This window comes from Lyngbya sp. CCY1209 (genome assembly GCF_055795065.1).
In genome coordinates this window covers 1-12,479 of sequence record NZ_JAYFER010000570.1, presented here as the reverse complement: position 1 = coordinate 12,479, position 12,479 = coordinate 1, and the positions used below count along the sequence as shown (strand labels likewise).

Genomic DNA, 12,479 nt, shown 5'->3' with positions numbered 1-12,479 from the left:
TTCGATTCATTCTTTCCAGCGTTGAAGTTGATTTTGCTCGTCTAAAAATTTTTTAATCTGACCTTTGTAAATCGTTTTGTACTCGCTCAAGCTATACTGATTGACCTGAATTCCAAATGAGTCATCTCCTTTTCCTTGCATAACTTCGGCTACCTGATCGTTGACTTCCGGAGTAAAGTGACTGCCGTCATAAGTGTTATTCGGATCTTTGGTGAGAGGAGAAGGAATCGAAAAGTCATACATCTCATCATAAATTTGAGAAACTTTGTAAATCCCCTCTAGCTCACAATCCATTAATTCTCGGTCGTAACTTTCCATGACGACAGCCCAAGCCGACCTCGGTGGAACGTAGCCTACAAATTTTGCATTGGGAAATATATCTCTAATTTTCTGAAAGGGTTCTATCCGCGACAAATCACACTCTTGGGGGGATAAAGGTGGGTAAAATTCGGGATTATATTTGGGAGGATTTTCAAACTCTTCAATTTCAAAATTCTGGTTGTAGTAGTTGGTCGGATCGGGACTAACTTCCGCCAGCGTCATGGCAGAAAAGGTCAAAACATCGAGAGAAAAATAAGCTTCAAACATTGAGTTTGTAGCCGATGCTGAAGCTTCAACACCATGTTCATTAAACTTTGTTTCTTTGACAAAATTAAATGAATCCACGCCGACATAAACTATATCCGGGTCAATGCCTTGCTCTTTTGCAAATTTAGCATATGCTATAAAATCATCAACCCATCCTCCTTTAAAGGAATAATTGAAGCATCTTTTGTCTTTGAACATAGATGCTTTCAAGGCGATCACTCTGGAACTTCCGAGAATCAGACAATTATAATCGCGCTCATCCTTGGTTCTTAACAAAAGATTTGTTTTGGAAATTCGTTCATTAAAAGTAAAATTTTTGTCTGTTATTTGATTTCCATGACTGTACCATAGCGGATCGATCAACCAATTAATTGAACCGACACTGCCGATCAGTCCGGCAGCCACTAATGAATAGATTTTGAAGCTAAAAGACATGATTCTCCTTTCCAGTCAACGAACCGACGATCGTGAATTGCTGCTCAAGCTTAGAATTGAAAGTACAAAAACTCGCTAACTCGTGTCATTCCCAACAAGGATATTGCGGTCATTATCCCCAAAATAGCGCTCCAAATTTTATTGGGTTTCCATTGCAAATTTTTCCACAACTGATCGATCCACTTTGCTCCATCACACGGTTGGGTCAGTGCGGGAGCGTATTTGCCCATCCACTGCTGGGTGTTGGGGGTCAACCAGGCTACCAGCAACAAACCGGTAATTCCAAACACAGAATATTTTTGACTGATACCGACATTGACAGTGAAGCCGTTGAAGTCCACGCCAAAATTCCTCAGAAAACTCAGATAAGGTTCCCAAAATCCGGGCAATGAGATTCCATTCAAACCGATCATCGAACTCAGGATAGATTGAGCCGATGAAAAGCTATCTGCTCTGAAAAAGACCCAGGAAACAATGACAGCCAAGAATGTGACCAGCCAGCCGATACCTTGCAATAACCATCCATCTTCCCTAGTATCTTTTCCGATCCAGCTACGAAATGAACGATATTGGTGATTGATGACTAAGTAAGCACCGTGTAGCCCTCCCCAGAAAATAAATGTCCAACCGGCTCCATGCCACAATCCTCCCAGTAGCATTGTCGTCATCAAATTAATATGTCGGCGGGTTTTACCATACCGATTCCCTCCCAACGGAATGTAGAGATAGTCCCGCAGAAAGTGAGATAAAGTGATGTGCCAACGTCGCCAAAAATCGACGATACTGACGGCTTTGTATGGAGAGTCAAAGTTGAGAGGCAGTCGGATGCCAAACATATATGCTATCCCGATCGCCATGTCTGAATATCCCGAAAAATCGAAGTAAAGTTGCAACGTATAGGCCAATGCTCCTACCCAGGCTTCCGAAAAGGTCAGCGGCACGCCCTGACTGGCGGCGGCAAAGACGGGGGTCGCAAATGCGGCGATGCGATCGGCAAAGACAACTTTTTTGAATAATCCAGCTACGAAAACAGTCAGCCCGACGGAAAAGTTTTGAGAATTAAATCGATAAATTGAAGCGTCTCTAAATTGGTGTAATACATCTTTATGATGGACAATGGGGCCGGCAATTAGTTGTGGAAAGAATGTAACGAATAAACTGTAGTTTAAGAAATTGTACTCTTTTGTGTTTCCACGATATGCATCCACCAGATAAGCAATTTGCTGGAAGGTATAAAAGGAAATTCCTAAAGGTAAGATAATAGTGCCAAGGTTAATGTCAGACCCGATCGCAAGATTGATGTTGGATATGAAAAAGTTGGCATACTTGTAATATCCAATCAATGCCAGGTTAAATCCGATTCCCAGAACAAGTAAAAGCTTTTTCTGAGTCAATTTTTCGGAAGCATCCCGGGACAGATAAAATCCAAAAATATAATTCAAGATGATGGAAGCAATAATGAGAAGCAAGTAGGGAGGGTTCCACCATCCGTAAAAAAACAGCGAAGCACAAACCAACCAAAAAATCGACCCTTCCAGTTTAGTTCCGGCAATTTTAATTGTTTTGCTGCCGATCAAATAAAATACCGCCAGTACGACGGGCAAAAAGAAAAATAGAAATTCCGGCGAGTTAAATAACATTTTTTGTCCTCCAAGATTCGGGTTTCAAAGAATAATTCGATGGCTCGATAAAGTGAAGTCCTTACGTTTTGATGTCCGGCGACATGACCGGTTGTTTTTGAATGGGTTGAATTATGGATATTGAAAGCGATGTATACAACACCCATAAAATATTGTTTTGACCAAACATCCCTCCTTCACTGGCATTGGTGAGCATCAGGTAAGTGAGAAACAGTAAGGGCCACAATCGATCCGACTCCGATCCCCCCTTGACCCATACAATAGCACAGAAAAAGTTAACAAAGTAGCCAAAAAAATAGGCGGAAACACCGAGTAAACCAATGTCTAGCCAAAGATCTAGTATACCATTGTGGGAGTAAGGAACCGGCCATCTTGCCGCCCTGATTACATAAGCTGATGCACCATCTAGTCCATTCCAAAAAGCCATAAATCCATATCCTAGCAAGGGTCGTTTTTCAATCATGTCTCCCACCCAAGCCCAGATATCTGTTCGACCGGTCAAGGAAGGATCTTTGCCAATTAATCCCAACAAGAATTCGGCATGGTTGATGTAAACATAGACCAGCACATAGCCCAATGTTATGATCGCCAAAAATGCAGGAAAAAACAATAAATATCTAAACCGAAGAGTCCGGTATGCAAAAAGGCTAATTATTAAAACTGTGGTGTTAATCAGTGAGCTGGATGACTTTGCCATCAGTAATAGAAAAAATGCTAAACCCAAGCCAACTCTAGATATCCATCGATCTTTATATTCAAAAAGACTGGGTGAAATGATGAAAATTATAGCACCCAATGTCATGGCTTTTCCCATCACATTTTTGTGAGTGAAAATTCCTCGCCAAGCGCCGGCGTGTACGACTTGTTCGAGTCCATATCTGGGTAGGGCGATCGCAAAAATAATACACAATATGGCAATGGCAATATATGCAAAAGCCAAAAGTCGCAGTTGCTGCTTGAATGTATAACGACTCCCCAAGTAAATTCCAAACAGTGTGGTTCCAATTAACCCGATACAACTTTTGAGAGTTCGAGCGGGATCGTCGGACCAAAAAAAGGACGATATCGCAATCAATATCATCAACCAAATGACGGCTGCTCGTGGTATAAAATGAATAAACTTCTTCCACCTTAACAGCAACAGGGCTGTGGCCACGGCATAAGTCATTAAGAAAAGGAGGACGTTGGGTACAAAATTGAATGAATTGATATCCACACCGTCCCCCTCACTTGCCCCTCCAGATATGATCAGAGGCAGCCAATCTGCGGTGTAGTGCATGAGAGCTAAAACTGTAAAAACCGGCTCAAAAGACCTTAAATATTGTAATAATTTGTCCATCGAATATTTTTGAGTAAGATTTCAACAGTTTTGACCGGCCAAAAACTGACAAATGTTACGATTCGATAACGATAATGTGGTTCTCCTGAAATCAGCGATTTAGATTGTCAACAATCATATCATCCGGTTGGGAATCCCAACAATATTTAAATGTAAAACTTTAAATCCCTTGTGTAAAGTTTTCGTAAACATGATTCATCTAACTTTTCTTCCGCCAAAATTTTTACCTCGGGATGATTTCGAGGAGAAACGAAGAAACGCTACGCTTCAGGAGGAACTCTTAGATGAGATTCGGCGTGGCAATTGGGACCGATCGCGCCGGGAAGAGGTCTTGAGGGGAAAGTAACGCTGGGCGTGGTAAAAATACTTGGTCGATTCGGTTTTGCTGATCCCGTTGATCACCATTCCCAAGACCCGCTGTCCCGATCGCTCCAACAGTTCTTTGGCGGACTTGGCGCTGTCGCGATCGACCATTCGGGGGCGGGCGACGAGCAGCACCCCGCTGGCCATTTGGCTCAACGTCAGGGCATCCGCGGCCAGGGTCAACGGTGGCGTATCGACGATGACAAAATCGTATTCTTCCGAAAAATTCCGAATCAAGGACGTCATGCGCCGGGAGTCCAAGAGCGCCAGGGGATTCGGGGGGGTGACGCCGGCCGTCAGGACGTCGAGTTGCTCGATGCCCTGATTCACGGCTTCCTCCAGTTGCGCCTGTCCCACCAAGACATCGCTCAACCCGACGGCATTCGTCAACCCCCAGACGTGGTGTTGGCAGGGTTGGCGCATATCCGCGTCGATGAGCATCACCCGATACCCGAGTTGGGCGATCGCCGCGGCCAAATTCGCCGAGACCGTCGATTTCCCTTCCCGGGGGACGGAACTCGTCACCACGATGGTGCGAACCTTGCGATCGGACCCCAAAAATTTCAGGTTCGCCTGCACCATGCGGTAAATTTCGCTAATAAAAGAATCCGGAGTATCCACCACGGGAACCGGCGGAGTCTGGCGATCGCCGCCCATCAAATAGCGAGAAAAGAGTTTTTTCGAGAAAGAAGGGATGATCCCCAACAGCGTGTATCCGAAGAAATCCCGGGTTTCCGCCACGCTCCGGAGAGACTTGTCCGCCATCTCCATGAGCAGGAGCAAGGTAGTCGAAGCCACCAGCCCCGCCATGACGCCCAACACCAGCAGCTCGAGTTTTGCCGTACTGCCCTCCTCGGGTGCGATCGCCGGTTCCACGACCCTCGCGTTGTTTGTGCTCTTATTTTCAGCCACTTGAACTTCTTCCAGATTTTCGAGCAAGGTTTCATAGGTCAGCCGCGCAATTTCAACCTTCCGCTCAAGTTCTCGCTGTTGCTGCTCAAATTGGGGCAGCTTTTCCGCCCGAGCTTCATAATTCGCCAGACTTTTGTAGAGCGAATCCAGTTGCTCGGTCAAATCGACACGTCGGAGTTCGGCCGTGATAAACTCTTCAAGCCGGTTCGTTTTCACGTCCATCACCCGCAGCAACCCTTCATCCACCGACCCTCCACTGCCCAAGGCACTTTGAATTTCTTGCTGCAAGCTGGCTTGCAGGTTATCCCGTTTGGCTTTGAGAGAAATAATCCGCGGGTTTTGGTCGCGAAACCGGCGTCGCTCCTCGGCCAACTGCGCTTCCACATTTTCCAGTTCTTGCAAGGTTCCCCGGACGGCGGGGGACTGACTCAGGGTATTGATCGCGATCGCATCGTCCAAATTCAAACCGATTTGATTTCCCAATGATGTCGTCAAAGCCCGCACCGAATTCAACTCAGCTTCCAGGGTGGTAATGTTCCGATTTAACTGAGCGATCTCCTGAACTGAGGTGGCAAATTCTGTGTTTAAATCTAAAATTTCATTTTTTTCCTTAAAGTCCCGAAGGGCTTTCTCTGCAACAAATACCTCTTGCTGAACTCGGGGAAGCTGATCTTGAATAAATTGTTTGGCTTCGGCTGCGTCTTGCTGGTTATTCTGAACGTTGGTTTTGATGTAAGCTGCCATCACGGCATTGATAATGTCAGCCGCTTCTTGAGCATTTTTGCTTTTATAAGTCAGATGTACGATGTCAGTGCCACCGAGAATACCGATTCCGAGCGCCGGCCTGATGTCGTCGGGGTGGAGGAGTTCTCCATCCTCGTTCGTCAAGTTCAACTCCTCGATCACCTCTTGCAGCAGGGGGGTGGAGTACATAATTTCAATCTGGGTACTCAAAGGAGTCTGGTCGGCCAACAGCGCTTTGAGTTCCCCGAGTCCTGCCCCAATTCCCGCCAAAGAGGAGGTTCGGTCAACTTTGAATAACAGTTTGCCGCTCGCTTCGTAGGTCGGGGTCAAAAATTGGGTGGCATAAACGGCCCCGGACACCGACAACACAAAAGCACCCAGGACGAAAAACCACCGTCGCTTCAGGGTTTGCCAGTAGCGGCCCAAATCCAGGTCGATGGATTCCCGATGTTCGATATTGCTCATATTCATGGTGATTCAATCCTCGGCATGACTCTCTTTAATAAGAATTAATTGTTATTATTGTCATCTTCGGTCAAAAGATTAATGATATTTAAGATCGCCGTTACGCCCATGATTCCGCCCACGGGTCTCAACACTTCTTCCAACCCATCTCCCACTTGAGTGAGGGACGAACGGCGGATGACCACGACATCATCTCGCTCTAAAATCGGATTGTTGACTTCGTTGATGCCGGCTTGAAAATCAACTTTGATCTGTCGCCGGGAAACCGTGCCGTTCGGGTTCAAACGCAACAGTTCGACCGAACTCATGTTGGCCCGCTGGGCGTCGAATCCCCCGGCGACGAGGATCGCCTGGTTCAGGGTCGTGTCAATGGGAACTTGGATGGGGCCCGGCTGCTTCACTTCTCCGACGACATTCACGGACATGGTTGCCGGGGAAAAACTGGCGTTGGCGACGGAGGCGATATCCCCCGGGTCGATTTGGCGGGCCGTGGGAATGACGATCGCATCTCCGGGCTGCAGGGTCACGTCCTGGGTGGCATCCCCGGTCTTGAGCAGTTGCCACAGGTCAACTTCGAGGGTTTGCATCTCTCCGGACTGGCTCAACCGCTGCAATTCGATGTTTCGGAGGTCGGCGCTGGGGGTGATCCCCCCGGCGAGTTCGATCGCCTGGGTGATGGTGGGGGGTTCTCCCAAGTCCCCCGGGGCTGCCATTCCGGGCTGTTGCCCCATGATGTGAGTTCCGGGGTTGAAGACTTCCCCGACGATCACCACCGGAAAGGGGGGAATCACTTCGGGGGCAAAACTGGCCGAGTTGATCTGGCGGATGGCGATGGGATCGAGGACTTCGGCGGTCGGCACGCGGATCGTATCTCCATCTCGCAACACCAGATCCTGAGTCAAATCCCCGTTTTCGAGCAACTCTCTCAGGTTGACGACGATGGTTTGTGGCGTCGGCTCTTGTCTTTGGATTTGGACTTGAGAGATGTCCGCGGCTTGGGTGATACCACCCGCCTGCTGGAGGAGTTGGGTGACTTTATAAAACTGAAACTGTCGGCCGGGGGTGTTAGCGACGGCCAGAGACAGGACGTAAGTCCCCGGTCGTTTGACTTCCCCTGCCACGGCGATGGTCACGGGACGGGGGCTGACGATTGTCACCGTGGCAACGGGTTGTTGCACGAAGGGGGCGTAGGCCGCAGAAATTTTATCTCTCACCTGAGAGAGCGGCAACCCGGCGACTTCGAGTCGCCCCACGAGGGGCAAGTTGAGGGTGCCGTCGTTCAAAATGAGATATTCGCCGCTGTATTCGGGAACATCGAGCAGATCGACTTGCAGCAGATCGCCCGCACCCAAGGTATAGGGGTCAGGGGCTCCGAGGGAGGCCGGAGTGAGTGTCGGGCCGGAGGGTTGACTCTGGGCGATCGCTGCCGGAGCTGTTGCATTCCACATCAACAATACGGTCAGCAGCCAACTCATCGGACTGGTCGGACGGTCCGATTGGGAGAAAGGCCATCGAAATAGATGCTCAGTCATAGGTGCGATTGGACAACTGGCTCGATCAGGGCGGAAAGTGAATGAAATTGCCAAAGTCTAAACGTTATTAGATCAGTATAGTCGTTATTTTCCGAAGTGGGGGGCGATCGCCGGATCTAACTCCGAATACTCCGGAAGAGAAGCTGAAATGAATGCACCCTGTCTTATGATAGTGCGATCGGGTTGAGAACGAGATAATAATTCGCTAAAGTTGCGTCCTTTAAATGCGATCAAATTGGCCGGAAGTCCCACCCCCACCCGTCCGACATCGGACAAACCCATCAAGTCGGCGGGAGTTCGGGTCACGCTCCGGGGCCAGTCCCCGTAGGGACGGTCTAGGTGGGCGATTCTGACCGACATTTTAAAGACTTCCAAGACGTCGTGATCGCCGAAGGCGTAAAACGGATCGCGACAGTTGTCGCTGGCGACGGTGACGGGGATTCCGGCCTGCTGCAATTCGTGCAGGAGCGTCACCCCCCGCCATTTGGGGGTGCGGGGGCGGTGCCGGGGTTCGGAATACTGTCGGTCTTGAAGATACAGGTTGCACATCGGCAGGCTAACGATGCCAATTCGGGCTTCCCGGACGACTTTCAAGGTTTCGGCGATCGCCGAGGTCGATTGCACGGCCAAACTGCAACAGTGACCGCAAATAATGGAATTTTGAAATTGTTGCCGGAGGGCGGTTTCTGCAATTGTTCGGAGCGCGATCGATTCCGGATCGCCGTTTTCGTCGGCATGAAAGTCCAGATCTAAATTCCGTTCTTTGGCTAGGGAAAAGACGCGATCGAGTTGTCGGTCGATGTCGGGATTCATATCGGCAACTCCCCCCAAAATGCCCCCCGCCTCAGCCACCCGATCGGCGAGTTTTTCTCCTTCGGGCGTCAGATAATAGTCGAGGGAAGCCAAGGAGACGGCCTGCAAGATCAGGCGATCGCGCCACTGTTCCCGCAACGTTTTGAACACCTCCCAACTGATATCGGCCAGTTTCCCCGCCGAGTCCAAATGGGTGCGGAGGGCTTGGGTTCCGTGGGCGTAGCTGCACTTGAGGCCGAATTCCATGCGAGCCGCCACGTCCTCCGGCGTCCAATATGTTTCGCTGTCCCGGGCTGCCGCCTCCAAAGCCCCCGCAAAGGTCCCGTCCACATTGGGCGATCGCTCCCAGATGTGACCTTTATCCAGGTGGGCGTGCAGGTCCACGAAACAGGGCCACAGTTGCCCCCCCTTGAGATCTGTAGTGGGGATATCGCTGCGATCGAGATGTCCGGCGGGTTGCAGTTGTGCGATCGCACCGGATGCGATTTCCACATCCATCAATACTGACCCGTCCCGGGTTTGTTTTTCCGCCCACTCGGGCCGGGCCCGTTCGAGCAAACAAAAGGGGATGTGGGCATTTGTCAGCCGGTAGCGATCGGTTTCGGGGAGGAGCATGGCGGGGGTTGAAATAGTCAGAACAAAAACCAGAAGGGAATTTCAGCCTTTTCGACTCGGGGATTCCGGGGGGGGCGATCGCTCTCAAAATGCGCGATCGACATCTTAAATATGTACAAACTTCATAAAACTTATTTTTTTGTAATATTCGCTACAATTTGCCTCTGTTTTCGGCTTTAACTTAGCAATTAATCCTTGAAGTTCGGAGGCACAATCTCCAACATTTGAGGAGATTCGGCGGACTGATTTTGAGGCATGAGATGAATCTGGAATCATCGATATCTGACTTAAAATGGAGTCGCAAAATCCACTTTTTTGAGGACTTTTGCGGTGGAGCGATCGCCGGCAAAATTGTCCGCAAATTCAAGCGGACGCCATTAAGAATCCAACAGAAAAGGGACAAATGGACAGACGATCGAACTCAAATCCGAGGCAAACTCAATCAATTTAAAGGATTGAGTCTGTCGGTCTCGGAGACGACGGCGATGACAGCCATGCCGATATTAGCATAAGACTCGCCTCCTGTACGGGTCTGCAACGTTCTGTCCGACGTCTGAATCGGGAATCTCAACGTCACGCCCTTTCGGTGCGAGTCCGACTCGCGAGGGGATCGTGGGGGCGATCGCGCCCCGTCGCCATCGGAAATACCCATACACATTTTTTCAATCGAATTGCACTAGGAGAACTCCCATGACCGCAACTTCAAACGCTTCCACCCCCTCTCTCGGCATCAAACTCGCATCTGCCGTCGGTTTGGTTGCCTTCGCCGGATTTTATTTCAGCAGTTGGCAGCGATCGCTCTTTGATCACTACGCCCAACAACAGGAACAGGAAACCGAAACCCTCGTGGCTGAGGCTGTGACACCCGATCGCCCCTCGACGGCAGAAATGGTAGAGGCGATGACAGTTGCCACACCCGCCACCCCGGCGGAAATCACCGATCCGAGTGCGATCGCGGATTTAAATGCCCGACTGTACGAACAAATTGACCAAAATTGGCGGCAGTATCCCACCTTTACCGAAAATCTGGTGTATCGCATCACCGTTAACAAAATGGGTGCGATCGCGGAATATGCCACCGTCAACCCCGCCGCCGCCGAATATCTCGCCGAAACCCCCATTCCCCAGTTGAGCGATACCGCAGATGCGAATATCGCCGACACCCAACCCCAAGCCGAATTTCTCGTGGTGATGGCGCCGGGGGGAACCCTGCAAGTCAGCCCTTGGGTCGCTGACTAGAGACAATTCCCCTTGGGCAACACCGAATAACTGTTGTGTACCCAACAATCGGGTCAAAAGCCTCCTTGTTTAAGAAGTGAGGAATGAGAGGTCATACTTTTGGCTTTTGGCTTTTGGCTTTTGACTTTTGACTTTTGACTTGTGACTTGTGAACTCTATTACCGTTTAACTTCCGATGCTCACCCAATTGTGGTCCCTGCGCGGCCGGTACAAAATTTTACACCTGACCTGGTTCGCCTTCTTTCTCTCCTTCGTCGTCTGGTTCAACTTCGCCCCTCTGGCGACGGCCATCAAAGAAGATTTCGGCCTCGAAGTCGGCCAGATTCGCACCATCGCCATCTGCAACGTCGCCCTCACCGTCCCCGCCCGGATCATCATCGGAATGCTCCTCGACAAATACGGGCCGCGGATCACCTACTCCGTGCTGCTGGTTTACGCCGCCATCCCCTGCATCGGCTTCGCGATGGCCCAGAACTTCAGCCAGTTGGTGATCGCCCGTCTTGCCCTGAGTATCGTCGGCGCCGGGTTCGTGATCGGCATCCGCATGGTAGCCGAGTGGTTCCCCCCGAAAGAAATTGGTTTGGCCGAGGGCATTTACGGGGGTTGGGGCAACTTCGGTTCCGCCGCGGCGGCCTTCACCCTGCCCAGCCTCGCCGCCCTGCTGACCTTCGGCGCCGGTGCCCTTCTCAACTGGCGAGTTGCGATCGCCCTGACGGGAATTTTCGCCGCCACCTACGGGATCTTTTACTTCTTTAATGTAGAAGATACGCCCCCCGGCAAGGTCTACCAAAAGCCGAAACGCGCCCGGGGATTGGAAGTCACCACCCAAAAAGATTTCTGGTTTCTGATGCTGATGAACGTCCCCCTCACCGGCGTACTGTGCCTCCTCGCGTGGCGACTGAGCAAAGTCGGCTTCTTGAGTCAGACTCAACTGTACATCGCCTGGGCTTGTTTGGCGGGTTTATATCTCTTCCAAGCCTACAACTGCTGGGCGGTGAACAAAGAATTGGTCCTTGGCGAAAAACGCTATCCTCCGGAAGATCGCTACAGCTTCTCCCAGGTTGCCATTCTGGAACTGACCTACTTCGTTAACTTCGGATCGGAATTGGCTGTGGTGTCCATGCTGCCCGCCTTCTTTGAGGGGACTTTCGGACTCAGCAAGCAAGCCGCCGGCATGATCGCGGCCAGTTACGCCTTTATGAACCTGATGTCCCGTCCCGGCGGGGGTCTGATTTCCGACAAGCTGGGAAGCCGCAAAAATACGATGGCGGTGCTGACGGCGGGGATGGCGATCGGCTATCTGATTATGGGCCGGGTGACGGGGGGTTGGTGGCTGCCCCTGGCGGTGCTGTTGACGATGACCTGTTCGTTCTTCGTCCAAGCCGGGGAGGGGTCTACCTACGCGATCGTTCCCCTGGTCAAGCGCCGCGTCACCGGGCAGATCGCCGGAAATGTGGGGGCCTACGGCAATGTCGGCGCCGTGGTTTACCTGACCCTATTCAGCCTCCTGCCGGAAGGAGATGTGGGAAATCGGATCTTTTTTGAGGTGTTGGGGGTGGCCGGGATGATTATCGCCTTTGTGTGCTGGTTCTTTCTGAAGGAGCCCCACGGTTCTTTTGCTGACCACCACGAGGGGGAATTGGAAGCCACAATCGAAGCGACTCCGATGGTGGCGGAATCGCGATCGACCATTAATAATTAATAATTTTTGATGGTCGATTTTATCCGCAGATTTCGCAGATTTTCGCAGATGGTTTTGGGTCGATTGATGTTCGTTTTTGTCCGCAGATTTTT

Annotated in this window: 8 protein-coding genes; 2 read left to right on the top strand and 6 right to left on the bottom strand. The window is 50.5% G+C overall.

The genetic code is table 11. The features are described from left to right. Positions 1 to 6: 6 nt before the first annotated feature. The 6 genes from AC0QHF_RS19980 to AC0QHF_RS19955 all read right to left on the bottom strand — a co-directional run bounded on the left by AC0QHF_RS19980 (position 7) and on the right by AC0QHF_RS19955 (position 9,446). Entirely contained in the window at positions 7 to 1,023 is a 1,017-nt protein-coding gene (locus tag AC0QHF_RS19980; RefSeq protein WP_324705998.1) for a hypothetical protein, read from the bottom strand. Between the two features lie 50 nt (positions 1,024 to 1,073). Further along, positions 1,074 to 2,663: an MBOAT family O-acyltransferase gene (locus tag AC0QHF_RS19975; protein WP_324705997.1), complete on the bottom strand. Its 1,590-nt coding sequence runs from the start codon at positions 2,661 to 2,663 to the stop codon at positions 1,074 to 1,076. Positions 2,664 to 2,724: 61 nt separating this feature from the next. Next, positions 2,725 to 4,002: an O-antigen ligase family protein gene (locus AC0QHF_RS19970; protein ID WP_324705996.1), complete on the bottom strand. Its 1,278-nt coding sequence runs from the start codon at positions 4,000 to 4,002 to the stop codon at positions 2,725 to 2,727. 267 nt (positions 4,003 to 4,269) lie between these two features. Then, positions 4,270 to 6,492 (bottom strand): GumC family protein, encoded by a 2,223-nt coding sequence (locus tag AC0QHF_RS19965; protein ID WP_324705995.1) that lies wholly within the window; start codon positions 6,490 to 6,492, stop codon positions 4,270 to 4,272. A gap of 38 nt (positions 6,493 to 6,530) precedes the next feature. Further along, positions 6,531 to 7,961 (bottom strand): polysaccharide biosynthesis/export family protein, encoded by a 1,431-nt coding sequence (locus AC0QHF_RS19960; RefSeq protein WP_324705994.1) that lies wholly within the window; start codon positions 7,959 to 7,961, stop codon positions 6,531 to 6,533. 141 nt (positions 7,962 to 8,102) lie between these two features. Further along, entirely contained in the window at positions 8,103 to 9,446 is a 1,344-nt protein-coding gene (locus tag AC0QHF_RS19955; protein WP_324705993.1) for a cytosine deaminase, read from the bottom strand. 690 nt (positions 9,447 to 10,136) lie between these two features. Here AC0QHF_RS19955 and AC0QHF_RS19950 point away from each other — a divergent pair. Continuing rightward, positions 10,137 to 10,685: a hypothetical protein gene (locus AC0QHF_RS19950; protein WP_324705992.1), complete on the top strand. Its 549-nt coding sequence runs from the start codon at positions 10,137 to 10,139 to the stop codon at positions 10,683 to 10,685. A 175-nt stretch (positions 10,686 to 10,860) separates the two neighbouring features. Further along, complete coding sequence (locus tag AC0QHF_RS19945) at positions 10,861 to 12,387, top strand: MFS transporter (RefSeq protein ID WP_324705991.1); 1,527 nt, start codon at positions 10,861 to 10,863, stop codon at positions 12,385 to 12,387. Positions 12,388 to 12,479 lie beyond the last annotated feature (92 nt).

Coding starts and splice junctions, on each gene's coding strand:
- AC0QHF_RS19980 (WP_324705998.1), bottom strand. CDS start 1,023: ATGTCTTTTAGCTTCAAAATCTATTCATTAGTGGCTGCCGGACTGATC.
- AC0QHF_RS19975 (WP_324705997.1), bottom strand. CDS start 2,663: ATGTTATTTAACTCGCCGGAATTTCTATTTTTCTTTTTGCCCGTCGTA.
- AC0QHF_RS19970 (WP_324705996.1), bottom strand. CDS start 4,002: ATGGACAAATTATTACAATATTTAAGGTCTTTTGAGCCGGTTTTTACA.
- AC0QHF_RS19965 (WP_324705995.1), bottom strand. CDS start 6,492: ATGAATATGAGCAATATCGAACATCGGGAATCCATCGACCTGGATTTG.
- AC0QHF_RS19960 (WP_324705994.1), bottom strand. CDS start 7,961: ATGAGTTGGCTGCTGACCGTATTGTTGATGTGGAATGCAACAGCTCCG.
- AC0QHF_RS19955 (WP_324705993.1), bottom strand. CDS start 9,446: ATGCTCCTCCCCGAAACCGATCGCTACCGGCTGACAAATGCCCACATC.
- AC0QHF_RS19950 (WP_324705992.1), top strand. CDS start 10,137: ATGACCGCAACTTCAAACGCTTCCACCCCCTCTCTCGGCATCAAACTC.
- AC0QHF_RS19945 (WP_324705991.1), top strand. CDS start 10,861: ATGCTCACCCAATTGTGGTCCCTGCGCGGCCGGTACAAAATTTTACAC.